Source organism: Metabacillus sp. SLBN-84, assembly GCF_053629595.1.
The window spans coordinates 16,048-41,035 of sequence record NZ_JBRJIP010000004.1; the positions used below are offsets into that span (position 1 = coordinate 16,048).

Annotated in this window: 26 protein-coding genes and 1 riboswitch; of the genes, 17 read left to right on the forward strand and 9 right to left on the reverse strand. The window is 44.7% G+C overall.

Features of this window, described 5'->3' with window-relative positions; all coding sequences use genetic code 11:
* Positions 1 to 758 precede the first annotated feature (758 nt).
* From safA to RKD52_RS20825, 9 genes are all read left to right on the forward strand, one after another.
* Complete coding sequence (safA, locus tag RKD52_RS20785) at positions 759 to 1,379, forward strand: SafA/ExsA family spore coat assembly protein (protein WP_454101325.1); 621 nt, start codon at positions 759 to 761, stop codon at positions 1,377 to 1,379.
* A gap of 162 nt (positions 1,380 to 1,541) precedes the next feature.
* Positions 1,542 to 2,687, forward strand: a complete 1,146-nt coding sequence (locus RKD52_RS20790; protein ID WP_454101326.1) for an AI-2E family transporter — start codon at positions 1,542 to 1,544, stop codon at positions 2,685 to 2,687.
* A gap of 116 nt (positions 2,688 to 2,803) precedes the next feature.
* Positions 2,804 to 3,229, forward strand: a complete 426-nt coding sequence (locus tag RKD52_RS20795; protein WP_029286248.1) for an organic hydroperoxide resistance protein — start codon at positions 2,804 to 2,806, stop codon at positions 3,227 to 3,229.
* 163 nt (positions 3,230 to 3,392) lie between these two features.
* Positions 3,393 to 3,629 (forward strand): helix-turn-helix transcriptional regulator, encoded by a 237-nt coding sequence (locus RKD52_RS20800; RefSeq protein ID WP_454101327.1) that lies wholly within the window; start codon positions 3,393 to 3,395, stop codon positions 3,627 to 3,629.
* The gene (locus tag RKD52_RS20805) at positions 3,629 to 3,931 is read left to right on the forward strand and encodes a hypothetical protein (protein ID WP_454101328.1); all 303 of its coding nucleotides are present in this window, start codon (positions 3,629 to 3,631) and stop codon (positions 3,929 to 3,931) included. Before RKD52_RS20800 ends, RKD52_RS20805 begins: the two co-directional genes overlap by 1 nt.
* 72 nt (positions 3,932 to 4,003) lie before the next feature.
* A complete protein-coding gene (locus RKD52_RS20810; protein WP_454101329.1) occupies positions 4,004 to 4,912 on the forward strand; it encodes an ABC transporter ATP-binding protein in 909 nt (302 codons plus the stop codon).
* Positions 4,909 to 5,658 (forward strand): ABC transporter permease, encoded by a 750-nt coding sequence (locus tag RKD52_RS20815; protein ID WP_454101330.1) that lies wholly within the window; start codon positions 4,909 to 4,911, stop codon positions 5,656 to 5,658. The genes RKD52_RS20810 and RKD52_RS20815 overlap by 4 nt, the downstream gene beginning before the upstream one ends.
* 12 nt (positions 5,659 to 5,670) lie before the next feature.
* Positions 5,671 to 6,420, forward strand: a complete 750-nt coding sequence (locus RKD52_RS20820) for an ABC transporter permease (protein ID WP_454101331.1) — start codon at positions 5,671 to 5,673, stop codon at positions 6,418 to 6,420.
* Between the two features lie 205 nt (positions 6,421 to 6,625).
* On the forward strand, positions 6,626 to 7,549 hold the full coding sequence (locus RKD52_RS20825) for a ring-cleaving dioxygenase (RefSeq protein ID WP_454101332.1): 924 nt from the start codon (positions 6,626 to 6,628) through the stop codon (positions 7,547 to 7,549).
* Between the two features lie 49 nt (positions 7,550 to 7,598).
* Here RKD52_RS20825 and RKD52_RS20830 read toward each other — a convergent pair whose 3' ends face one another.
* The 4 genes from RKD52_RS20830 to RKD52_RS20845 are packed head-to-tail and all read right to left on the reverse strand — an operon-like array spanning position 7,599 to position 10,543.
* Positions 7,599 to 8,096 carry an N-acetyltransferase family protein gene (locus RKD52_RS20830; RefSeq protein ID WP_454101333.1) on the reverse strand — a complete coding sequence of 166 codons (498 nt, stop codon included), beginning with the start codon at positions 8,094 to 8,096 and terminating at the stop codon, positions 7,599 to 7,601.
* Between the two features lie 53 nt (positions 8,097 to 8,149).
* On the reverse strand, positions 8,150 to 8,596 hold the full coding sequence (locus tag RKD52_RS20835; protein ID WP_454101334.1) for a DUF4385 domain-containing protein: 447 nt from the start codon (positions 8,594 to 8,596) through the stop codon (positions 8,150 to 8,152).
* A gap of 40 nt (positions 8,597 to 8,636) precedes the next feature.
* Complete coding sequence (locus tag RKD52_RS20840) at positions 8,637 to 9,596, reverse strand: tetratricopeptide repeat protein (RefSeq protein WP_454101335.1); 960 nt, start codon at positions 9,594 to 9,596, stop codon at positions 8,637 to 8,639.
* Positions 9,596 to 10,543: an ATP-binding protein gene (locus RKD52_RS20845; RefSeq protein ID WP_454101336.1), complete on the reverse strand. Its 948-nt coding sequence runs from the start codon at positions 10,541 to 10,543 to the stop codon at positions 9,596 to 9,598. Before RKD52_RS20845 ends, RKD52_RS20840 begins: the two co-directional genes overlap by 1 nt.
* Before the next feature lie 415 nt (positions 10,544 to 10,958).
* On the opposite strand from RKD52_RS20845, the gene RKD52_RS20850 reads away from it, so the two are divergent.
* The gene (locus tag RKD52_RS20850) at positions 10,959 to 11,933 is read left to right on the forward strand and encodes a ring-cleaving dioxygenase (protein ID WP_454101370.1); all 975 of its coding nucleotides are present in this window, start codon (positions 10,959 to 10,961) and stop codon (positions 11,931 to 11,933) included.
* A 70-nt stretch (positions 11,934 to 12,003) separates the two neighbouring features.
* Here the strand turns inward: RKD52_RS20850 and RKD52_RS20855 are convergent, their stop codons facing one another.
* Complete coding sequence (locus tag RKD52_RS20855) at positions 12,004 to 13,719, reverse strand: ABC transporter ATP-binding protein (RefSeq protein WP_454101337.1); 1,716 nt, start codon at positions 13,717 to 13,719, stop codon at positions 12,004 to 12,006.
* A gap of 195 nt (positions 13,720 to 13,914) precedes the next feature.
* Between RKD52_RS20855 and RKD52_RS20860 the strand changes: the two genes are divergently transcribed.
* A complete protein-coding gene (locus RKD52_RS20860) occupies positions 13,915 to 14,643 on the forward strand; it encodes a YqcI/YcgG family protein (protein ID WP_454101338.1) in 729 nt (242 codons plus the stop codon).
* A 44-nt stretch (positions 14,644 to 14,687) separates the two neighbouring features.
* Here RKD52_RS20860 and RKD52_RS20865 read toward each other — a convergent pair whose 3' ends face one another.
* Positions 14,688 to 15,929, reverse strand: a complete 1,242-nt coding sequence (locus RKD52_RS20865) for an MFS transporter (protein ID WP_454101339.1) — start codon at positions 15,927 to 15,929, stop codon at positions 14,688 to 14,690.
* A gap of 205 nt (positions 15,930 to 16,134) precedes the next feature.
* On the opposite strand from RKD52_RS20865, the gene RKD52_RS20870 reads away from it, so the two are divergent.
* The 3 genes from RKD52_RS20870 (at position 16,135) to RKD52_RS20880 (ending at position 19,197) form a co-directional block, all read left to right on the forward strand.
* Entirely contained in the window at positions 16,135 to 16,746 is a 612-nt protein-coding gene (locus RKD52_RS20870) for a class I SAM-dependent methyltransferase (protein ID WP_454101340.1), read from the forward strand.
* A complete protein-coding gene (locus RKD52_RS20875; RefSeq protein ID WP_454101341.1) occupies positions 16,747 to 17,244 on the forward strand; it encodes a cupin domain-containing protein in 498 nt (165 codons plus the stop codon).
* A gap of 582 nt (positions 17,245 to 17,826) precedes the next feature.
* A complete protein-coding gene (locus RKD52_RS20880) occupies positions 17,827 to 19,197 on the forward strand; it encodes an aldehyde dehydrogenase (RefSeq protein ID WP_454101342.1) in 1,371 nt (456 codons plus the stop codon).
* 628 nt (positions 19,198 to 19,825) lie between these two features.
* On the opposite strand, the gene RKD52_RS20885 is transcribed toward RKD52_RS20880, so the two are convergent.
* The 3 genes from RKD52_RS20885 to RKD52_RS20895 all read right to left on the reverse strand — a co-directional run bounded on the left by RKD52_RS20885 (position 19,826) and on the right by RKD52_RS20895 (position 22,833).
* The gene (locus tag RKD52_RS20885; protein ID WP_454101343.1) at positions 19,826 to 20,302 is read right to left on the reverse strand and encodes a CarD family transcriptional regulator; all 477 of its coding nucleotides are present in this window, start codon (positions 20,300 to 20,302) and stop codon (positions 19,826 to 19,828) included.
* Positions 20,303 to 20,621: 319 nt separating this feature from the next.
* The gene (locus RKD52_RS20890; protein WP_454101371.1) at positions 20,622 to 21,914 is read right to left on the reverse strand and encodes a Na+/H+ antiporter NhaC family protein; all 1,293 of its coding nucleotides are present in this window, start codon (positions 21,912 to 21,914) and stop codon (positions 20,622 to 20,624) included.
* A 122-nt stretch (positions 21,915 to 22,036) separates the two neighbouring features.
* A riboswitch (SAM riboswitch) is annotated at positions 22,037 to 22,144 on the reverse strand.
* 197 nt (positions 22,145 to 22,341) lie between these two features.
* On the reverse strand, positions 22,342 to 22,833 hold the full coding sequence (locus RKD52_RS20895; RefSeq protein ID WP_454101344.1) for an SMI1/KNR4 family protein: 492 nt from the start codon (positions 22,831 to 22,833) through the stop codon (positions 22,342 to 22,344).
* 252 nt (positions 22,834 to 23,085) lie between these two features.
* Between RKD52_RS20895 and RKD52_RS20900 the strand changes: the two genes are divergently transcribed.
* From RKD52_RS20900 to RKD52_RS20910, 3 genes are read left to right on the forward strand one after another with little or no spacing between them, the layout of a single operon-like run.
* The gene (locus tag RKD52_RS20900) at positions 23,086 to 23,712 is read left to right on the forward strand and encodes a TetR/AcrR family transcriptional regulator (RefSeq protein ID WP_454101345.1); all 627 of its coding nucleotides are present in this window, start codon (positions 23,086 to 23,088) and stop codon (positions 23,710 to 23,712) included.
* Complete coding sequence (locus RKD52_RS20905; RefSeq protein ID WP_454101346.1) at positions 23,709 to 24,581, forward strand: GNAT family N-acetyltransferase; 873 nt, start codon at positions 23,709 to 23,711, stop codon at positions 24,579 to 24,581. Before RKD52_RS20900 ends, RKD52_RS20905 begins: the two co-directional genes overlap by 4 nt.
* A 48-nt stretch (positions 24,582 to 24,629) precedes the next feature.
* A complete protein-coding gene (locus tag RKD52_RS20910; protein ID WP_454101347.1) occupies positions 24,630 to 24,947 on the forward strand; it encodes a DUF3889 domain-containing protein in 318 nt (105 codons plus the stop codon).
* The last annotated feature ends 41 nt before the right edge of the window (positions 24,948 to 24,988 follow it).

Here is a 24,988-nt window from a genome sequence, read left to right on the forward strand (position 1 = left end):
AATACGAATGTTATTGTAATGTTAACTTTTAATTGTTCGTCCATTTGGTACTTTACATCATTTGTATGGTTATGTCAAAGATTTTTAGAGAAAAAAACGAAGATTAATAAGGGGTATGTCAAAGTTAAGTAAACCTTTTCAATGGGAAAAAGGAGGTGTCTGGGTACGAAAAGTGCTGTTAAATGGGGGATGCAGCACAAGCTAGGTATCCGTAGCTGATGAAAATGCGGTTAAGCCGAGTCAGCAGCACAAACCAGGTATCCGGAACAGGAGAAAATGCGGTAAAGCCCGGTTAACAGCACAAACCAGGTACTCGGAACAGGAGAAAATGCGGTAAAGCAGAGTTAACAGCACAAACCAGGTACTCGGAACAGGAGAAAATGCGGTAAAGCCGAGTTAACAGCACAAAGCGGGTATCCGGAACAGCCCAAAGTGCGGTAAAGCCGAGTTAGCAGCACAAACCGGATACCCTGCGCAGCCGAAAGTGTTCTAAAGCAAGGTTAGGAGCACAAACCGGATACCCTGCGCAGCTGAAAGTGCTCTAAACCCGAGTTAACAGCACAAACCAAGGGACCGAAATGGCCGAAAGTGCGCTAACATTTTTGCAGTCAGGACCTCTGCAGGTTAGGTTACCGCACCGCGTTCAGATGTAAAAAAACATGCTGCCTCTTGACTAATCAAGTACCGCCAGTCAACCCCTTTTTTTCGGTAAAAACTACCGCTATTCTTGCAAACTAGTATTCGTATAAAATAAAGCTATGAAAACACTTAAATCTTTTTCTCTTATGTTGTTGGTTGTCGCTCTGGCCTTTGGATTCAGCAGTCAAGCAAGTGCTGCAAGTACATACACAGTTAAAAGCGGGGATACGATGTGGAAAATCGCATCGAAGTATCAGGTTGGCGTTTCTGAATTGATTAAAGCCAATCCAAATGTTAAGAATGCTAATATGATCTATCCAGGACAGTCTCTTAACATCCCTTCTGGAAGCGCTTATCAAAGCATGGAAAGCGAAGTGGTTACGCTTGTGAATAAAGAGCGTGCCAAATACGGTTTAAAGCCGCTTGCCGCAAACTGGGAGGTTGCCCGTGTTGCACGGTACAAATCAGAAGATATGCGTGACAAAAACTACTTCAGTCACACATCGCCTACATACGGCTCTCCATTTGATATGATGAAGAGCTTCGGCATTCAGTACAGCTATGCAGGTGAGAACATTGCTGCCGGACAGACTACAGCTCAAAGTGTTGTAAATGCCTGGATGAACAGCGAAGGACACCGCAAAAACATTCTGTCTTCTAATTTCAAGGAAATCGGTGTTGGGTACGCCAAAGGCGGATCTTACGGCCACTATTGGACGCAGATGTTTATCAGCAAATAATGGACAAGGAGGAGACAGGGCAATCCGTTTTACGGGTTGTCCTTTTTGATGCAGGAAAAGATTCTTTTTATTATCAGGAGTTCTATTTTCATTTTTCAAAAAAACCCACTATAATAAGCTTAGATGAAAATTCGAGTGCATAGAGAGAAATGGAGGACACTCATGAAGCAGGCAAGCCCGAGAGTAGGTACGTTTAAGAGGTTTATCCTTAATAATAGATTTGTTCTGTTTCTTCTGATTCTGCTTTTGATTGGATTAAACATTCTTGTCTTTATGCAGGTATCGTTTATTTTTACGCCAATTGAAGTGCTTATTAAAACCATCCTTCTGCCGATTGTTCTGGCATCGATTGTGTATTATCTTCTGAATCCGGTGGTGAATTTTTTTGAGCGGAAGGGAGTACGGAGAGTTTATTCGATCTTACTTTTGTTTGTTGTGATTGCAGGCCTCCTCACGATTCTGATTGTGTCGGTCATCCCGTTTTTAAAGACGCAGGTTCTGAGCCTGATTGACAGTTTCCCTCAGTACACAAGGGATGTGGAACTGCTTGTCATGCAGGTGGTCGGAAGCGAATTTGTGTTTCAGGCGCAAAAAACGCTGAACATTAATGTAGCGGATTTATCCAGGCAGGTGTCTGAACAGGCATCTACTATCATCAACAACATGTTTGCAGGAATCGGGAATATTGTCGGCATTGTAAAGGATTTTATTCTGGCGATTGTCACGCTGCCGTTCATTTTGTTCTATCTTTTAAAGGACGGCAAAAAACTTGGACCGTACGTTCTGAAATTTTTGCCCGTCAACTTGAGAAGCTCTTCATTTAAGGTCATGCATGAAATGAACCAGCAGATCAGTTCCTACATCCGCGGCCAGATCATCGTCAGCTTCTGCATTGGAGCTCTTATGTATGTCGGTTTTCTGATTATCGGTCTGGAATACGCTTCCCTGCTTGCCCTGATTGCGGCATTTACAAGCGTTGTCCCGTATCTTGGACCGGCGATTGCGATTACACCCGCTTTTATTATTGCGCTTGTCACTTCACCGTTTATGGTTCTGAAGCTGATCATCGTATGGACCGTCGTTCAGCTGATCGAAGGGAAATTTATTTCTCCGCAGATTATGGGGCGGAACCTTCATATCCACCCGATTACCATTATTTTCGTGATTTTGACGGCTGGAAATCTTTTCGGCGTTATCGGAATTATTCTTGCTGTACCTGGATATGCCGTGCTCAAAGTCATAGTGACTCATCTTTTTGAATGGATGAAGATCCGCAGCAACATGTATGAGCAGAAAAGGATTGATTAATGCATTTCTTCTTTTGAAGGAATGCTTTTTTTATGCACACTCGAACGAATAGTTTTCGTATGAGAGGGTATATAAAAAAGAGCAAGAAAGTTTTAATACGAAAGGGAGTATGGAACATGTCAGAAGCGTTATTTACTACATCAGTTACAGCAGTAGGCGGACGGGAAGGAAAAGTCCATTCATCCAATGATGTCATCAACATGGATATTGCCATGCCGGGCTCACCGAGAGCAGACAGAGTGCCAAATGCAACAAATCCTGAGCAGCTGTTTGCAGCGGGATATGCGGCCTGCTTCGACGGCGCCCTTCAGCATATGGCAAGAAAAGAAAAAGTGAAGTTTGATTCTGAGGTAACGGCCAATGTCAGCTTTCTGAAAGACGAGTCGGACGGAGGCTTCAAGCTCGCGGTAAAACTCGACGTAAAGGGAACCGGCATTGAAAAGGACAAGCTTGAAGATCTTGTGCATAAAGCTCATGAATTCTGCCCGTATTCAAAGGCGACAAGAGGAAATATTGATGTGACGCTTGAAGCGCAGGCTTAAATTCTTATAAAAATGGTGCTTACTCATTTGAGTAGGCACCATTTTTTATTTGTCTGCTGAGGGTGTGTACATATAGGATAAATATCCTGAATTTACCTTTTATGTCAAAAATACTTTACATTAAGTAAAAAGTTTTTTACTCTGAATGTAGAGGTGAACATCGATGTCTCAAAAATATAACGGAGTACTCCACAACCGCATAGCTGTTCTAAGGGCTGAAAAGGGCTGGACCCAGAAGGAAGTGGCCGACCGGCTTGGGGTCAGCAGACAGACGGTCATCAGTATGGAAAAGAACAAATATACGCCGTCCCTGATCTTGGCGTTTGAGCTAGCGGAGCTTTTCGAAAAGAACGTGAACGAAGTGTTTCAATATGACACAAATAAAGAGAGGGACGACTGATGCTTAAGCAAGAGATGATTGAACTGGCAAATAACATTTTGACGCAAACCGCTTTCATTTCCATGATCATATTTATCTTTTTCTACATCAAAGAAGGAAAAGATGAGCGGGGCGGAATGATTTTTAATGTGTTTTTTCGGAGCATGTTCATTGTACTTTCGGTCAGTATTATCGGAATTACAAACGTGCAATTCTGGTTCAGCGTTTCGGATGAATGGTTCAGGCTGCTGATTAATCTTGCATTATCCGCAACCTATACGTTCGGAGGAATTTACCTTTTGTATTTGCGCTTTAAGTTTTAAACAAATGCTGTTGTTTTATCTGTTGATCAAACCAAAAAGTCGGCAGCCATTCTAAATAAAGGAGCGTTTAAATTGATACTTGAAACGAAAGGTTTGACAAAGGTGTACGGGAAACAGGAGATTGTCAGCGGGGTAAATCTGCAGCTTGAAAAGGGTCAGATTTACGGGTTCTTAGGTCCGAATGGTGCAGGAAAAACAACGACGATGAGGATGATCCTCGGATTGACCAAGCAGGCTCGCGGGGAGATCCTGCTGTTTGGCAAAAGCCTGAAAACGGACCGGATTCAAATCTTGAAAAGAATTGGCTCTTTAATTGAGACGCCGAGCTTTTACAGCCATCTTACCGGTTTGGAAAATGTAAGGATTGCTGCGAAACTATATGGTGTGGATGACAGAAAAAGAGTGGATGAAGTGTTCTCGCTGGTGCGGCTGGAGCATGCCATACACCGGAAAGCAGGTACCTATTCATTGGGGATGAAGCAGCGTCTCGGTCTTGCAATGGCGCTGATTCACAGACCTGAGCTGCTGATTTTGGATGAGCCGACGAATGGTCTGGACCCTGAAGGAATTCAGGAGATGCGCGAGCTGATCAAGAACATGCCTTCTATTATGAATACAACTGTGCTGGTTTCAAGTCATCTTCTCAGTGAGGTGGAACAAATGGCTACCCATGTCGGAATCATCCATCAGGGATCAATGAAGTTCCAGGGAACCATGGAGGAATTAAAAAAGCAAAACAGCGGACACCTCCTGATTCGTACGAATGATCCGGAGAGAGCCTGGTCCATACTCAAAGAAAAAGGATTTATCGCCAAGCTCCAGGGAGACCAACTTAAAATCAGTGATGCAAGACCCGAAATTATTCAGCAGATTCAGCAGCAGCTCATTTCCAATGATGTGACCATACTTCGGATGGAAGAAGAAAAATCATCACTGGAAAAAATGTTTATGCAAATGACGAAAAGAGAGAATGCTTCATGAGGCAGATTCTGTCATCGGATTTGATTAAGCTGAGGCGAAGCTGGTTCCTTGAAGTCACAGCGGCGGTTCCGATTCTCATGTGTCTCCTTGTTTCTGTCTTTTTCTGGTATTACCGGAATACCGGCATGGAGCCCTTTAAAATCTGGGGCGTCGTGTTTGAGTTTCTTTTCCTGATATTAAATCCAATGATTTTTGTAACGATTGCCGTCATTGCCTCCATCCTGAGTTCCGTTGAACATCAATCATCAATGTGGAAGCAGCTTCTGTGCATGCCGATCTCCAAAACGTCCTTTTACATGACCCGGATTGGGTTGGTGCTGTCGGCAACTCTCGGGGTCGGAGCCATCATGACAGCCGGAACCTATTTCCTTGGGAGTGTATTCGGCCTCACGGACGGAATGCGCTTTACCCAGTTTTTTGTCCATATTTTCTTTCCTTTTCTCATCAGCATTCCCTATCTTTGTTTTCAAACGTGGCTGTCATTGACTGTACAGCATCAGGCGCTGCCGATTTCAGCGGGAATTGCGGCTGTCTTTATCGGGCCGCTCATGAAAGATTGGGCCGTCTGGACTCCGTGGGGTTTCCTTTCAGCTTATTCGGTTCCGGTTTCCATTCCGGAGGGAGCCGTTATCGGAGCAACAGCCGATTATACAATTGACTGGAGCTTCCTGGTTATCATGATCCCATTGACCTGTATGCTTCTGCTGATTGGCACTATTCATTTTCATCAAAAAGAATTTCACTAGGAGTGACTTTGAATGCGAACTCTTTTACAAATGGAATGGGAAAAATCCAGGAAGACAAATATTTGGCTGATCATCCTGCTTATGACGGGAATCCCCGTCGTCTATGGTGTTGTCATCTACACTAAGGTGATGGTTGGCGAATACAATTCACCGTTTGAAAATCAGTGGCTGATGGCCTGGATGATTACAAGTCTGTTTTACGCAAGCGTGTTTTTGCCGATGCTTTCTGGAATGATTGCTTCTTCTTTGTGCAGATATGAAGAGAGGGGAAACAACTGGCTCAAGCTGTTCACTTATCCGGTGAAGCATGAGGCTCATTTCTTTTCGAAAACGTTATGGCTGTTCATGCTGCTTGCGCTGGCGCAGGTAATTGCGCTTGCTCTGTTTATCCTGCTTGGCTCTTTTCTTGGAATTAAGGGTGCTGTTCCATGGGGCACCTTATTCAAAAGCAGCCTGCTTGGATGGATGGGTGTCTGCGGACTTTCAGTCATCCAGTTTTTGATCGCCTATTATCTCAAAAGCTATATTAAAAGCATGATCCTGAACGTATTCCTATGCTGCATCGCATTTTTAACCGCAACTTCAGCTGCCGGTCAGACGTTCGGCATGTTTTATCCCTGGACGATGCCATATGCGGGTACTGTCGAAAACAGCTCCGGCATTCTCATTTCATTTACAAAGCTGTTCTTCCTTTACACATCCTGTTTTTTGCTGGTCGTTTTGGCTGCAGGGCAGAAGATTTTTGTTAACAGAACTCATTGAATGAATTAGAACGTTATCTTTCTGGCGTGCTGAAGTGTTCATCTCTCCTTATAAAGAGCTTCGCATATTCTCGGCTGGTCAACCTATTTAGGTCAATGTTGACATTCAGCAGAGAATACCTTAAAATTATCTTGAATTCGAGATATTAACTCATGTTTATATAGATTGAAGAAAGAGAAACTACTTTTAAAGGAGAGATGTATCAATGAAAACAGCGGGTATTCACCACATTACGGCAATTGTCGGCCATCCGCAGGAAAACGCTGATTTTTATGCAGGAATTCTTGGGCTTAGATTAGTGAAACAAACGGTTAACTTTGATGATCCGGGGACGTACCATCTTTACTTCGGAGATGAAGGGGGCCATCCGGGAACCATTATTACCTTTTTCCCCTGGCCGGATGCGTATCAGGGTACGATTGGAGACGGCCAGGTCGGTGTAACGTCGTATGCTGTTCCAAAAGGAGCTCTGACGTTTTGGGAAGAAAGACTTGGGAGATACGGCGTGCCGTTTGAAAAGATGGAACGGTTTGGCGAGTCATTCCTTGTATTTGACGACCCTCACGGACTGCATCTTGAGCTTGTTGAGAGGGAAGAAGGAAAACTGAACTCATGGGAGTTTGGCGGTGTTACGACCAATGTTGCGATAAAAGGTTTCGCAGGTGCAACTCTCCTGTCCGCACGTCCTGAAAAAACGGCAGAACTCCTTGAAAAGGTGATGGGATATGAAAAGATCGCCGAAGAGCGGGACTTTATCCGTTTTCGTTCAACGGCTGATATCGGAAACATCATTGATTTAAAGATGACTCCGATTGGCCGGGGAAGAATGGGGGTAGGCACCGTTCATCACATTGCTTTCCGGGCAGAAGACGACAGCAATCAGCTTCAATGGCAGCAGCATGTCGCAAGAAGCGGCTACCAGGTGACGCCTGTGCAGGACCGCCAGTATTTTAATGCGATCTACTTCAGGGAGCACGGTGAGATCCTGTTTGAAATCGCAACAGATCCTCCTGGATTTGCGCATGATGAAGAGGTGCTCGGCGAAAGACTTATGCTGCCGGAGCGGTATGAGACGCAGAGGGATAAGATTGAGAAGGTGCTTGCACCGTTTGAAATAAGGGAAGTGTAAGAACCCAGAAAAAACCCGGGCTCCGCATGAGTCCGGGTTTTACATATTTTTAAAGGAACAGCACCATATGCTCTTCATCAAAATAGGTGCCGTTCGCTTTCAGGGCTCTTTTTTCACAGCCATATACTGAAAAGCCTAACGAGGCGTAAAGGTGCCAAGCAGACTGATTGCTGCTGACAACAGAAAGCTGCAGCTGTTCTGTGTCTTCCAGCTGCCCGGCATGATCAATAGCCGCTGTCATAAGCTTTCTGCCAACGCCCTTTCCCCGGTAAGTTGGAGAGACATACATCGCGAAGATGGAGGCTTTATGTTTGAGTTTCGCTTTCGTTTCAGGTACAAGCGTAACAACCCCTGCAAGTGCATCCCCGTCAAAAGCGCCAAACGTATACGTGTGCTCGGCGTCGAGCCTTGCTTTGAAGAAGTCTATTGTATAAAGCAGCTCTTCTTCGTAGCTTGAGCCAAACGCTTCAGGGCTGGTTTTCAGGCCTTCAAGGCGGATGCCGCGGTATGCGGCGGCATCGTGTCCGTTTAGAATCCGGATATTCATAGGCGCCTCCAAAAATGGTTTTAAGTAAGATTGCAGTGCCTGAACGATTTCATTCAGCCATACTTTTTCTGATGCTCTTTTTTCAATATCAAATAGTCTTCATCTTCCCTGATTTTGATCCATTTCTCCTTGAAGATAGAAGCAGATTCAGCTTTTTCTTCGTCAATGTCACGCTCGTGAAGGTCGCCGTCCTCCTTATACTTTTGCCCGCCCTTATAATTGGCGTAGCGTCTGGCGCGGGTGTAGCCCATCTGGATGAACTTCCGCGCCATGTCCATTCCGACAAAATCGCCATTTTCTTTGTATTCTTCATACATCGCGTAAATCGTTTCTGAAGATTTCTTCGCAATCTCAGGTGTTTTAAACCGCCAGTGGGGAAGGATTTCACCTTTATATGGCTCAACAAGCAAAACGCCCTGCTCGCCTCTGCCGACCCGGTACTTTTCGGGATTCTTTCGGAAATCCGTATGTTCGAAGTCCTCGTCATAATTGAATGCCATGTCCATCACCTCTGTACTCTTTACCCCAAAACAAAGAATGTTATCTGAAAATGGCAGCAAACAAACCGGTCAAAACAAGTGCGGCAAACATGGCAGCCGCGACAGCCTTCCCTCTGCTGATTTCAGGTTTTGATTTCCTATAGCCAAGCTTCCGGCTGACAAGCTTTCCAGCTGTGAAATGGCTGATGTAATAGGGAACAAGAATCACGATCAAATACAGCCAGAAAAGCGGATTGAACACAATGAAGAAAAAAAGGAACGCCGGCCAGAAAAGAATTCCGGCTTTTCTTCTGATGAAGGAATGAGTCTGCAGGATACAAAGCAAATATCTGTGAACAGCATATTCCGTTTTCAGCATATCGAGGTATTGTTCCCTGTAATCCTGATCTTCAGGGTCAATTTCCGCAGCGCTGCGGCTGAGTTCTCTTGCCTGTTTGAAATCGCCGCGGTTGAAGGCGGTATTGGCCAGAGTATAATACACATAGGGATTATCCTCATTGCTTTTCAAAGCCATTTGCTCGTATTCTTTCGATTTTTTCTTTTTCCCTGCAAGCAGGAGGAGATTGCTGTAGGCTGCAAGGTATGTGGCATCTTCGGTTTCATGAACAAGCGCAATCTCCATGAGTCCCAAAGCATTCTTCAATTTATTCTTCTGCAGGGCTCTAAGGGCTTTAAGATAATAGAGGTGCGCTGTGTCCGGATAGAGATGGAGAGCACTTTCTGCAGCCGCATCAAATGCTTTCCATTCACCAATATTGAAGAGGGCCATGACAAGTATGAGGTGACCGGTGAAGTCTTCCGGATCTTTACGGAGGGCTTCTTTTGAAAAATGGACAGCTGCAGGAAAATCCTCCTTATCTGCATAGATCCTGGCAAGAAGCGAATACGAACGGGCCTCCTCAGGATCAGACGCAATCAGTGCATGTGCTTCTTCAATAGCCTGGCTGTAATTTTTCCAGTCTGTCAGTTTGCGGATCCTCTCCTCATAGAAGCTGAACATCACCGGATGCCATGCACTTTCATATAGTCCAGAACGTGCTGATAATCCTTATTCGTATCGCTGAACGTCGCATAGTTCTTAGCTGTTGAAAACCATTCAAGCGTTGTAGGATTCCGGTTCTTTGCAGCTTTTAGGACATCTGCATGTGACATTGGCTGCAGGGAACCCTGTTCGAGTGAGCGTTCAATGGCTTTTGATACGGCATCATCCACAACCTGAGTCAGATCAGCTCCTGAAAAGTGCGAGGTTGCCTTAGCCACTTTCGATAAATCAAGTTTCTCCTGAGGCTTATCTTTTGTTTTGAGCGTCAAAATCAGCTCGCGCTCCTCCTGTGAGGGAGGCGGGATGAAAATGAGAGAGTTAAACCTTCCCGGCCTTCGCAGCGCCGGATCAAGATACCAGGGTGTATTCGTCGCCCCGATGATGTACACCTGATCGTTGAACGACTGCAGTCCATCAAGCTCCAAAAGTAGCTGATTGACGATCATCCGGTCGTGGTGCTGGCTCATGCGGTGCCGGTTTCCCCCAAGGGCGTCAAGCTCATCAATGAACAGCACACAAGGCTTCTGCTCCCGTGCTTTCTCAAAAACATCATGCAGATTGTGCTCGCTCTGGCCGACATACATGGAAAGAATCGCCTGCAGCTCAAGGTGGATAAAGCTTGCATTGATCTCACCTGCAATCGCTTTTGCCAAAAATGTTTTCCCGCATCCCGGAGGTCCGTACAGCAGAAGGCTGCCTCCGCTCTTTTTACCAAAGGCCTGAAAAAACTCAGGCGACTGGATGGGCATAATAAAATCCATGCGGATCCGTTTTTTTACATCCTCAAGTCCGCCGACATCATCAAATGTCTCCTGCGGCTGGACCGTCTCGACCAGGCTGTTTTTATCCTTATCAAATTGAATCACTTTCAAATTCCTGCGCTTCTTATCATCGCCTGAGCTCACAACCATACCTCCTGTACTGAACAATCATTCTTCTTTGATACTAGCAAAATATGAAAGTATTTCCAAGATGGAGAATACCTGGTTCAGGAGGGAGTTAAAACGACCGGGAATGCAGATTTGCTTCCGGCTAATGAGTTATAATGACCAATCATGCAAGTTTGACTGCCTTCTGGCAAATCACAAAAACTGAGAATGCATGGTGTTGACAGCGGCGGAGCCAATACAACCGAGAATGTTTCATTTACTGCCAACTTGTAAGAAAATACAACCGGGAATACATGATTTACTACCAACGATCGAGGATTTACAGCCAGCTTCCTATCAAATCCCAAATCATTGACATCTGCTTTCAGCGGGTGTATAGTATACCTATAATATCTCGAATTCAAGATAATTTTATGGAGGGATTTACATGCTGCCGTTAAAAGGGATTCACCATGTATCAGCCATTACAGCAAAAGCACCTCAAAACTATGAGTTTTATACGAAAACACTTGGTCTTCGGCTAATTAAGAAAACAGTCAATCAGGACGATGTGTCTGTGTATCATCTGTTTTACGGGGATGAAAAAGGAAATCCGGGCACAGAGCTGACGTTTTTTGAAATTGCCAATGCAGGCAGGGTCCACGAAGGAGTCAACAGCATTTCCGCTACATCGCTCCGCGTGAAAAGCGATGCGGCACTCTCCTACTGGAAAGAGCGCTTTGAGAAGCACAATGTGGAGCACGGGGAGATTACTGAGGCATTTGGCCGCCTGACTCTTTCTTTCAGAGATTTTGAAGGGCAGCGGCTGATTCTGGTATCTGATGAGAACAATTCGGGAGTTGCCGCAGGAACACCTTGGGAGAAGAGCCCGGTTCCGGCTGAATATGCGATTACCGGACTTGGTCCAGTCAAGCTGACAGTGGCTGTTCCTGAAAGGACGATAGAAATTCTGACAGATATTCTCGGTTTCCGGGCGAAAGGCAGCTATCCGTCTGATGTACCCGGCCAGCCGGATATTCAGGTGTTTGAAACGGGAGAAGGCGGCACAGGAGCAGAGGTGCATATCGAAGAGCGCCTCGATCTGCCGCAGGAGCGTCTTGGACGCGGAGGAGTTCACCACGTGGCATTCCGTGTTGAAAATGAAGAAGAGATGCACAAGTGGATTGAGAAGCTGAAAGCTGAGCGCATCCCGAGTTCAGGATTTGTCGACCGTTTTTACTTCCGTTCCCTTTACTTCCGGGAGCCTAACGGCATCCTTTTCGAACTTGCAACAGACGGTCCGGGATTTGATACTGATGAGGAGCTTGAGCATCTCGGCGAAGCACTCGCTCTTCCTCCGTTCCTTGAGCCGCGCCGTGCTGAAATTGAAGCAAAGCTGAAGCCCCTGGATACATCACTCAGCTGACATAGAAAAACCCCGGCCTGATTTTAAGGACCGGGGTTTTCTGCTTGATTAAAAGAATCTGCTGCAGGTTCTACACTTGAAACTGAGCTTCATAAAGACGCTTATATCCTTTGCCTTGCGCCATTAGTTCATCATGGGACCCCTGTTCCGCAATTCCGTCTTTGTTGACGACGATGATCCTGTCTGCGTTTTTAATCGTGGCCAGCCTGTGGGCAATGACGAGAGTCGTTCTGCCTTCTGACAGCTTGGCCAGGGATTCCTGGATGGCTTTTTCTGTTTCAGTATCGAGAGCGGATGTCGCTTCATCCAGAATAAGAATCGGCGGATTTTTAAGAAACATCCTTGCAATGGATAAGCGCTGTTTTTGGCCGCCTGAAAGCTTAACGCCGCGTTCGCCGATGACCGTGTCAAGTCCGTCCGGCAGGGAGTAAATCAGTTCTTCGAGCTGGGCATGCCGGGCAGCTTCCCATATTTCAAGGTCTGACGCACCCAGCTTGCCGTATGCGATGTTTTCTCTCATCGTTCCTGAAAAAAGAAAAACATCCTGCTGGACAATGCCAATTTGTGTCCGGAGCGACTGAAGCGTGAGGTCGCGGATGTCTGTTCCGTCGATTGTGATGCTCCCGCCGGTCACTTCGTAAAAGCGCGGAAGAAGGCTGCAGAGTGTCGTTTTTCCCGCCCCGGAAGGACCGACGAATGCAACAGTTTCGCCTGCATTGATGGTTAAATCGATGCCGTCTAATACATTGTCATGATTCCCATAACCGAATGAGACGTTTTCATAACGGATGTTGCCTTTAAGAGGGCCTGCCTCAACAGCTCCGGGCCGGTCTTCTATATCAGGTTCTGTATCTATTAATTCAACATAGCGTTTAAAGCCTGCAATTCCTTTCGGATAGCTCTCAATAATCGCATTGATTTTTTCAATCGGACGGAACAGCACATTTGTAAGCAGGACAAAACCAATAAATTCTCCGTAGGTAAGTTCGTTTTGAATAACAAACCACGTGCCGCATACAAGGACGAACAGAGTGACGAGGCGCATCAGAAGGTAGCTGATGGAAAGGTTCATCGCCATAATCTTATACGCCGTAAGCTTTGACAGCCTGAAGCGCAGGTTGTTTTCCTGAAACTGCTTTTTTTCAAACCTTTCATTTCCGAAAGCCTGAACAACGCGAATGCCGCTTACGTTGTTTTCAACTCTCGCGCTGAAATCCGCCACATCTGTGTACAGCTGATGAATGGCTGCCGTCATTTTGTTGTTGAAATAAATGGCGAGGAAAAGCAGGAACGGAATAACAAGGAACGTCAGAAGCGCAAGTTTTACATTGATGGCAAGCATGACGGAGAATGCGCCGATTAACGTCATCACCGCGATAAACAAATCCTCAGGTCCGTGATGGGCAAGCTCGCCGATCTCCATCAGATCATTTGTCAGCCGGGATATTAAATGCCCGGTTTTCGTATTGTCAAAAAAGCGGAAGGAAAGCTTTTGAATGTGTTCAAACAGTTTTTTCCGCATATCAGTCTCAATGTTAATGCCAAGCATATGTCCCCAGTAGGTCACAACATACTGAAGAACAGTGTTCAGCAAGTAAAGGAATAGCAGTCCTGCGCAGGCCCAGATAATCAGATTCCAGTCTCCGCCCGGAAGCAGACGGTCGATAAAAGCATTTACGACAAGCGGAAATCCGAGTTCAAGCAGTCCTGCAATGACGGCACAGGTAAAATCAATGATAAACAGTCCTTTATATGGACGGTAATAAGTGAAAAAACGCTTAAGCATAAGGGGGACCTCTCTTTTTTCCATTTTCTACAACAAGTATAAGGGCAGATTCGCGCTCTGAACAATAAAAACTTGAAAGACAAGGTCTTAATTAAACGTTTGTTTAATATTTATTTAATGGATTAAAGCAGTTGATTGCAGGGTATGGAAAGAGAGGGAGAAGATGCTTTTCACAATCATTTAAGGAGTGAAACGATGATCACGGTGCCTAAATATTTGCTTGAAAAAGAAGATATGACCAATCCTGAAATCGTTCCCGAATGGGTCATAAGGGAATATCAGAATTTCAGAAGTGTCGTCACAAATAAAACGTTCCCATGCTACTTCGGAATGGCCGCAGAAAAAAAGGGAGAGCTGAGATATGCTTACATATCAAAAGAAGACTGGTCTAATCTTCCGGAAGCCCTGATTTCGTTTAAGAAGCTGTTTGACGAAGCTGAGAAGCTCATTCGCCACGGTCTGTTTGTGTTCGTTGAACCGGAGGAGGACGAGAAATCGATTCCGTACTACCGGGAGTATTTCTGGAATGTGCTTCAGTACCTTCATGATATCGACAAAGAGCCTTGGCCGAAAGATTACCCGCAGGATCCGGATCATCACCTCTGGGCCTTTTCGTTTGCCGATGAACCGTACTTCGTCTTTGGAAATGCCCCCGCCTACAAACAGCGGAAAACAAGAGATCTTGGGGCAAGCTTAGTGCTTGGTTTCCAGCCGCGCCGCATATTTGAAGGACTCGAAGGCACGTCAGAGGGCGGCAGCATGTCCCGCGAAAAAGTGAGGGAGCGGGTTGAAAAGTGGGATCAGCTTCCAAAGCACCCGAACATCAGCCACTACGGGGACCCGGATCACAGAGAGTGGAAGCAGTATTTTATCGGAGATGACATTGAGCCCATCCAGGGGAAATGCCCTTTTCATCATAAGTAAGAAGAAGCTGCCTGATTTACCTGGCAGCTTTTTGTCTGTGTGCACTATCTGTACTCCCTCAAATCCTTTAGCCAGAACCACCCGATCATCCCGATAACAGTGAGAAGCAAACCGCAAATGAGAAGCACATGCCCTCCGCCAAAGAGATCGGTGAAAAACGAAGCTGCAGCGAGGCCGGCAGGAGGGAGAACACTCGTAAGAGCACCAATCGTTCCGAACACTCTTCCCTGCATGCTGCTCGTTACCTCGAGTCTGAGTATGACATTTATGAGCAGGGTACTGAACGAAAATAAAAATCCCACCAGCAAAATCACAGGAATTCCAATCACAGCCGAATCAATCTTTCCAAGAATGACATAGAGGGGCCCGAGAGCGATTGTACTGCCAAGAATAATCATGCCTCTGTGAACCAGTTTCTTTTCAAACACCATGATCAGCCCCGCACCGGCCATATACCCAAGCGGAATGCTTGCTTCAATCAGGCCGAATTCAGCAGGGGATGCTTTCCACTCTTTAATGGCAATTACCTGAATGATCATTAGGGATGTGGTGAAAAACAGAATGAGAACAGGTGATAGAATCGTGATCGCCCGTGCGAACGGTTCTTGCCATATATATGAGAATCCAGTGAGCAAATCCTGCTTAAACGTTGTTTTTTCTGCATAGGTCTCCCTGTGCTCGGGAAAATTTTTCACCGCAAGAACGAGAATCACAGATAAAAAGAACATAAGCGCATCAATTAAAATAGCCGCAACACCGCCAAAAGCAGCCACGACGATTCCACCGGCAGCAAACCCAAGTGTTCTTGCAATGTTGTCTGCAAGACTCATAGCACCTGTTGCTGACTGGATCTTCTCTTTGCCTACCACATCAGTGAGCGAAGCGTTAAAAGCAGGACCCTTAAACAACCCGGAAAGTGCTGTACCTGCAGTAAGCAGGATAATGACCCAGAACGGGGTTTCCACCGCGATTGCTGCCGCGAGACAAACTACAAGCAAACACCTGATCAAGTCTGATATCCACATCATTTTTTTCCGGTTCATCCTGTCTGCTGCCGTGCCTGCTATGGAGGCAAAACACGTGGTCACAAGCATATGAGTGATAAGGACGGCAGACATGAGGGCTGCGCTGTCATAAGTTTTGAGCACCCAGATATTCAGGGCAATTGTGTGAAACGTGCCGCCAAAAATGGAGAGTGTGTAGGCGGTGAAGAGTGACAAAAAGGTCTTGTTTGTCCATAAGCTTTGCTGTTTCAGCAAGACGTGAGCAGACTGAGGTTCAGCCATCGTATTCAGCCCCTTTGCTTAATCGTTTAAGTGAGAGTGGTTTGGTGTAGGCCGTTTCGAGATAATACACTTAACTTAAACGTTTAAGTTAAGTGTATGCAGTTTCATTCAATCTGTCAATCAGTCTTTTTTTCACAGGCAAATTGTTTAAGTTGACCGCATCGGTGATAAAGATAAGAAAAAGACGGAAAAAGAGGTGCGGGGCATGTTTACAGCGTTCACAAAAAATTTCAGCCGGCCAAAAGGATTTTTAGGGATTGTAGCAGGAAAAATCATGGCACTTGAGAACACAACAATTAATAAATGGACGATCGGCAAACTGAAGATAAGGCCGGGGGACCGTATTCTGGAAATAGGATTTGGACCGGGGTACAGCATCGGCTATATGCTGAAACATCACCGCAGAGTCATTATAGACGGGGTGGATGTCTCTGAAACGATGAAGGAACAGGCAGAAAAGCAGTTCAGCAGCTATGTGAAAAACGGACGCGTGAAATTAATGAAGGCCGATGCCGAAACAGTCGAGCTGCCTGCAAACACGTACGACAAGCTGCTTTCGGTCAACAATTACACGATATGGAACGACCCTCGCGCAGGGCTTGAGAATCTCACGAAATCCTTGAAGCCCGGAGGAATGGCGGCCATCACAATGCAGCCAAGGGAAGAGGATGCTTCAGCGGAAAAAACAAAAATGTTCGGCAGACAGATCCGCTATGACATGCTCGCCTGCGGCTATGAAGATGTAAGAGTATCCTTTAAAAAAGTGCGTCCTGAATTGACTGTCTGCGTGACAGGCATTAAAAAAGGAGGAAGATGAATGAACGTCCAGCATGAGCTGTTTGAAGGAGATGGAACCATTCCGAATAATACGGAGTTTCCGCTGCTCGTATACAAAGCCGCTTTTTCTGAAAAAGAGGAATTTGAACATGCATTGAAAAAGAACAGCTGGAACGGAGCCTGGGTCAACGGAGTCTACAACTATCATCATTTTCACAGTTCCGCGCATGAAGTACTCGGCGTACTCAGCGGAAGGGCTGAGGTTCTTTTTGGAGGAGAAGAAGGCCGCAAGCTTTTATTGGAAAAGGGAGATGTAGCGGTCATTCCGGCTGGAGTCGGCCACAAATGCCTCCAGAAAGATGCGGACTTCCAAGTCATGGGGGCCTATCCGGACAATCAGGAAATGGATATGTGCACCGGAAAAACGGAGGAATACGAGGAAGCCATCAGCCGGATTAAGCAAGTGCCGCTGCCTTCACATGATCCATTTTACGGGAAAAATGGGCCGCTGTTTGAGTTTTGGAAAGTTGGAGAATGACGCCACAACGCTTGCCGCATCACAAGGGAAAGTGGCGTCACTCACCGGAGTGATGCCGCAAATCCGTCTGCAGCATAAGAGAGGTGGCGCAATTCGCCGTAGTGCCGCCACAAGTCAGTCTGCACCATAAGAGAAAGTGGTGCCACTCACCTGAGTGATGCCACAAGTCAGTCTGCACCATAAGAGAAAGTGGTGCCACTCACCTGAGTGATGCCACAAGTCAGTCTGCACCATAAGAGAAAGTGGTGCCACTCGCCGGAGTGATGCCACATATCTGTCTGCATATAAGAGAAGTAGCGCAACTCTCCAGAATGACGCCACAAATCCCACAGCATCATAAAAGAAAATGGCGCCACTCACCGGAGTGACGCCACAACCCTGATTGCATCATAAGGGAAAGTGGCACAACTCTCCAGAGCCTAGCAACATCTTAAAGAAAGTGGCGTCTCTGACCCGGAGTACCTCTTTAACTCGCGTGTCTAAATGCCGCAGGTGTTTATGGTTTGACACAATCACCTCAAATCATGTACTATACGTTTATAAGATTAAACATATAAACACTTAAAAGGCGGTAATAATAAAATGGAACAAATTCAATCCATTCTTGCGGCCCAAAGAGAGTATTTTTTAAAGGGACATACAAGAAAACTCGAGGACCGCAAAAAAAACCTGGATCGTCTCCGCAATTCGATAAAAAGAAACGAGCAGGCCATTATAGATGCACTGAATAAGGACTTAAACAAATCCGAGTTTGAGGCCTATACAACAGAAATCGGGATCCTGCTTGAAGAGATCTCTTTTGCGGGCAAACATTTAAAAAAGTGGGCAGCCCCCGAAAAAGTGAAAACGGCGGTTACCCATATCGGCACAACCGGGCGGATTATCCCTGAACCTTACGGAACGGCACTGATTATCGCCCCGTGGAACTATCCCTTCCAGCTTGCTTTATCGCCGCTTGTCGGTGCCATATCGGCAGGGAATACAGCGGTCTTAAAGCCTTCTGAATTCGCTCCGGCTGTATCCGCTCTGCTGAAGAAGATAATTGAAGAAACGTTTCCAAAGGAGTATATCGCCGTCATTGAAGGCGGAATAGAAACGAATCAGCAGCTTCTGGCAGAGAAGTTCGATACGATTTTCTTCACCGGCAGCGTGCCGGTCGGCAAAATTGTGATGGAGGCCGCATCGAAGCATCTGACACCAGTTACTCTTGAGCTTGGCGGGAAAAGTCCATGTATTGTTCACAAGGACGCTGACCTTAAGCTCTCTGCTCGCAGAATTGCTTTCGGAAAGTTTACAAATGCAGGCCAAACCTGTATTGCACCTGACTATTTAATGGTTCACGAAGACATAAAAGAGGAATTTATGACACTGCTCAAGTCGGAAATTGAGCAAATGTTCGGCAAGGATCCTCTCCAGAATGAAAAGTACAGCCGTATGATCAGCGAAAAACATTTTGACCGTCTGACAGAGTTTTTTAAAGATGGGACCATTCTTCATGGAGGCGAGTCAGATAAATCCACGCTCACAATTGCTCCGACCATCCTTGGGGATGTGGCAGCAGATTCTCCTGTTATGCAGGAGGAGATCTTCGGACCGATTTTCCCTGTACTCCAGTACAGTGAGCTGGAAGAAGCCATCTCTTTTATCCAGGCACGCCCTAAACCGCTTGCGCTTTATTTATTCACATCAAGCAAGCAGACAGAAGAGCAGGTGGTCACCAGGGTTTCTTTTGGAGGAGGCTGCATCAATGATACGCTTATGCACATCGCAACTCCGCACCTGCCGTTTGGAGGAGTAGGAGAAAGCGGAATGGGCAATTATCACGGCAAATTCAGCTTCGATGCTTTTTCTCACTATAAAAGTGTTTTGAATCAAACAACCAGATTTGACTTGAGCTTCCGTTATCCGAATGCGAAAAACGGGTTGAAGATTGTGAAGCGGCTTTTAAAGTAATAGATCTTGATCTGAAGAATCCTAACAGAAAAAAGATGAAAGAAATAAAAAGCCAAGATGAAGAAAGTCCACGTTATCCTTCATTAAAGGATTAAGACCATCACCACTAATCTTACCTATATGTGAATGAAACAAAAAATGGTTTCCTAGTCTGGAAACCATTTTTGCATTTGACCATATGGTGTTACCCATTCGATTATCTTTTTTACGTAAAGAAGAAACAATTACTATTCACTGTCTCAGTTGATGTACAAAATTCTCAAGGATAGAGGTGATATTGATTGTTTTTTTCTAGAAATAACGGACTAGATAATAAATTGTATACCTAAAACAATGAAAGCCCTACCTCTCTTTCATCCTTACGGCTCCTTGTCCGTGCCAGTGTGAATCAGGATTGCAAAAATCAAGCGATTATTTTATCGAGTTATTTGATGAAACTTCAAACGTTCGTAAAAGAAATTCAAAAATAGAAATGGATTAGATTGCAGAAATAACAAAAGAGGTTAATGCTCTAATAGTGAGCTGAAGAAGTTGGCTGATTTTGAAAAGATTTACTCTTAATAAGCATCATATTCCCGTCAAATTCAGGGTATTCTCGGGAGTTGTAATACATTATCTATAATTAACCTTAACAGAAACTACTTATTTGATTATCAGTGATCCCTTTAATGACTCCCAGTTCACTAATCAAAAATTCATGTGCGTTATCCAACATTTTTTTTTCACTTGTATTAAGTGCCTTTTCTTTCTTCATACGCATTAAATCGCGTATAACTTCAGCACCTTCTTGTATGTTGCCAGTTTTAATTTTGTCCGTGTTCACTTTATACCTTTGTTTCCACGTCAGTAATTTATCTGATTCTCCATGCTGAAAAATGTGTATGATGTGCTTTAATGCAATTATGTCAGTAACTGGGCGTATACTTGAACTCAATATTTTATCTGTAGGAATCATGACCTGCATATTACCTATTAACATATTTATGACATAATACTGTTGGTTTTTTCCTGATATTTCCTTATCTTCTATAGCTTTAATTACACCGACTCCGTGCATTGGATAAACAATGTTATCGCCAATTTGAAACAAATAATCCACCTCCATATATGGTAACCTTCTTAAGCTTAACATGTATATTGTTTTTAATCAAATTTTTAATAATATCATAAATTAATTTTATGTGTCAACTACTTTTTCTTTGAAGATCAAAAAATGAAAAATTAGAAGGAAATCCTGCTAATTCCTATGCGATTTGATATGTTAAATTTGAGTAAGAATTACAAGTAAACCTATTTATATCAATAAAAAAGCATACCAATTTATATGCAAATTAGTATGCTGATTGATATTTTATTTACCGTGTTATTTAGCAGTTTGCACCTTTCAGCCGAACCCGTTACCAAAAAGGACGCTGTTCATTTTCTTACGCTGCTTTTCTTTTAAATCGCGGAAATTGAATCAAGATCGCCACAATACCGCACAGGGCAATCAGTACCGGATAAAACGAGTACGGCAGAATGCTTGTCGGCGAGATGGAAGCAAATTCAGCCGCTGAAAGCATCTGCGCACCGTAGGGGATCAGTCCCTGGATGCTGCATGAAAAGATATCGAGAAGACTGGCTGATTTTCGTTTATCGATTTCATACTTGTCCGCCATATCTTTGGCAAGTGGGCCAGTCGCAATGATTGAGATTGTGTTGTTTGCCGTTGCAAGGTTCGTTGAGCTGACAAGGCCTGCAATCGCAAATTCCGCTCCTTTTTTGGAGGAAATGCGCTTTGTCATGGTTTCGAGAATAAAGTGAATGCCGCCATTACGCTTGATAAGCTCTACCATACCGCCAATCAGGAGCGAAAGAATGACAAGCTCGGCCATTCCCATAATGCCGTCTGTTATTTTCTGCAGAAACGCTGTTAATGTGTAGCTGCCGTCTGCTATTCCAATCATACCGGAAAGGATAATTCCGCCTGCAAGAACAACAATCACATTCATTCCGAGCAGGGCTGCTGCAAGAACCCCGATGTATGGAAGCATTTTTACCCAGCTGTATGCGTCGGGCGAAACAGGCGCCTGACCTCCAAGTGTCATCACAAACAGAATGACGCACGTTACGATGGCTGCAGGCAGGACGATGAAGAAGTTTACTTTAAACTTGTCTCTCATTTCCGTTTGCTGTGTTCGAACAGCCGCAATGGTTGTATCCGAGATGAACGATAAGTTATCTCCAAACATGGCACCGCCAATAATGGCACCCATTGCAAGAGCCGCAGAGATGTCTGCCTCTGTACTTATTCCGACTCCAATCGGCGCAAGAGCTGCAATCGTTCCTGTAGAGGTACCCATCGCAAGCGAAATAAACGCACCAATGATAAACAGTCCTGCAATCAGCAGGCTTTGAGGGAGAAAGGTAAGTGCCAGGTTAACCGTTGATTCAACGGCTCCCATCCCTTTTGCCACCTCCGAAAAAGCACCCGCAAGAATAAAGATAAAGACCATGATCATTAAGTCGGGGTGTCCGGCTCCTTTTGAAAAGCTCTCCACTTTTGATGTGAAGCTTTCTTTCCGGTTCATGATAAGAGCTGCTGCTGCGGCAACAAGGATTGCCACAAGGATCGGCATTTTATAGAAGTCTCCTGTGATGATGCCCGATCCCACAAACAGTCCGATGAAAATAACGAGGGGCAAAAGTGCCCAGCCGTTAGCTTTTGTGTCCATAATAACCACCTTTCAATTCTTCATATTCATAGTGTTCCGCTCTCTGCTGATAAAAGCAGCCGCATAAAAAAAGATCTCCTCTTGATAACAAGAAGAGATCCTATATCCGGAATGGAAATAAGCTCTTCTCATTTTTCAAGCGCATGGCTTGCTGGAATTGGCACAGCACTCAAGAATGCGAGTCCGCTGCCGAGGCATCACAGGGCCAGTCCCTCTGCCTCTCTTAATAAGAAGATGATATGTGTGTTTTAAAAAATACCTTTACTACATTAAGGGGTTGCGGTGCAAAAGTCAAATGGCAGTTTTTACTCGAATTATATTCTAAATTATTTTAGTTTTTTGTTAATTCTCTAAATGAAATATAGGGTTCAATAGCAGAAGCAGAAATAGAAAAAGGGCCAATACAATTTCGTATCGGCCCTTTTTCTATTTATTTCATTAACCAGAATAATTCACCTTCAAATTCAATTAGTTTTTCTATAAACTCTTCAAAGGTCATTTTAAGGTTTTGTGGAGGATCGCTATTATCAATGTCCTCATAAAATAAATAATCTTTTTCTCCTCTTTTAACTTTTTCTTCGTCTATTAAAAAATATCCAACATCTGCGTATCTCATTACACAATAATATTTTTGAGGAATTAGATGAGAAATAGAGAGGGTTTCTTGTATTGTTTCCTTTAAACTGTGGACAAAAACGCCGCTCCCCCAATCATCAGTGGAAATTCTTACCCCATTATGTAAGGTTAAAAACGTCTTATAGTCATCCGGTAAAACAAAGTTAAATTCATTCAATTCTTGTAATGATGCGGGGTCAAAAAACAAACATTTCTTTTCTGCTACCGTACCATCACTCAAATGAATTCGAATTCTACCATCTCCATCTAGCTTCGCTTTCAAAGACTTCAATGTCTCTATGATCATTTTCCACCTCAAAAAGTTACTATTTATTCCCCAAAGGAGTAACAGTTTGTTGATGCATTCCTTCTGGCAGGGCGTATAAATTTATCATATCATTATTTCCTCCTCTTTCCAGTGGATTTATATGAGGCACAACCAATGGAGACCAATGGCAGTTTTTACTCGATTCATAATCAAAATTGTTTGAATTTTTCGTTGTGTATGGAATAATATGGACTATATAGTCGGTTTTAAAAAAAGAAGGGCGGGCTGCAAATGGCTCCAATTGTATCAGAGGAATATAAGGAGAAGAAGAAGCGGCATATTCTGGACAGTTCTCTGAAGGCGTTCGGTGAAAAAGGGTTCCAGCTGGCCACCATCGATGACATTGTAGCAGAATCCGGATTGAGCAAAGGAGCCATCTATAACTATTTCAAAAGCAAGGAAGAGATTTATCTGCAGCTGATGCAAAGAAAGACAGAAGAAAATATCGCAGGATTAAAAGAACGTTTCCGTATAAAGGAAACGGCTGAAGAAAAGCTCAGGCAGTTTTTCGAAAACTATCTGGAGATCAAGCTTTCACCGGACTGGCAGCGGATGATCGGCGTTCATCTTGAGTTCTGGATTCATTCAGGACGGGATGAAGAGCTGAAACGGGTGATGACGGCAAGGTATGAGGAAGTTTACCGGACGCTGCTGATGGAGATTTTGCAGGAAGGAACCGAGCGGAAGGAATTCCGGCCGGATGTAAATCCTGCGATTATCTCGTCCATGGTTTGGGGAACGATTGACGGCACCTGCCTACATTATTCTGTCATCGGAAATGACTATCCGTTCCGGGAACAGATAAAGACACTTGAAGAAATGGTTTTTATGTACGTAAGAAAAGGGGAGAGAGAATGATCACATGTAAGCGGCTGTCCGAATGTACACTCCAGGATGCACTGATTGCGTGGAACAAGGGGTTTGAAGGCTATGATTTTGATATGACTCTTACTCTTGAAGCTTTTCTGAACAGACTCGTATTTGAAAATCTTTCTCCTGCTCTGTCCATTGTGGCTTTTGACGGAACGGAACCCGTGGGGCTGATCTTAAACGGCATCAGGTCCATTGATGGGAAAAACGTCTCCTGGAACGGCGGCACCGGAGTTGCCCCTGCATACCGAAGCAAAGGCGTCGGGAAAAAGATGATGGAAGAAGTCCTTTCCATCTATGAAAAAGCAGGAGTCCACACAGCCACACTTGAAGCACTCTCGCATAATGAACGGGCGATCAGACTGTATGAGAAAATGGGATATCAGACAACAGATCAGCTTATTCACCTTGGTTATTCGGCTCCATTGACATGTGATCCGAACCGTGGACCGCATGATATTCACTGGAAAAAGCCGCATGATTTAGCGGAGCACTCTTTTGGCAGCAGGCTGATTCCTTGGCAGGTGCAGTGGCAGAACATTCGTGACGGTGAAGCGCTGCTTGCGGTTGAAAACGGGGAAACGATTGGCTATTCCCTTTCAAAACGCAAATACGACGAGGATGGAAAGCTTTCCGGAATCCTCCTGTTTCAGTGCGAAGCTCATCCAGAGCATGAAAACAAAGAAAGTGTCCTTAAATCATTGCTGCACGAAGCTTTTGCGTTTTCAAACGAAGCTAACGTAAGCAGGACGGCCGTGAATTTCTCCAAAACCCACCCGGTCTGCGGCATTCTTGAAGACGAGGGATTCATCGTAAAAGCAGAGCAGGTTTTTATGGTAAGAGAGATGACTGCATAAAGTTCAGTCCTCTGCAGACCCTATGAAAAAAGAAAGAGGGTGCTGCACATGAACCGTATCTTGATTCTTCTTTTGCTGTGCCTTCCGGCCGTTTTTGTCCAGGGACAAACTCAAGCTGCGGCTGAAACCGGTGTACTGTCGTATGAAGAGTACGGAAGAGTGGCCATGAAGAAAACGATGGAAAAATACCCTGGTGCACAGATCACCGATTATCTTCATGTCGGGAAAAAGACAAAAGGCGCCATCTCAACAGAAACGTTCAAGCTTGTGTTAAAGGAGCGGGGCAAAACGTTTGAGATCTTTGTGTTTGTTGAATACAGCGAAAAGACGAAAAAGGTAACGAATGTTACTTTCAAAGATGCATAAAAGAAACGGAGCGGTAAATAGCTCCGTTTCTTTTTTTTGCC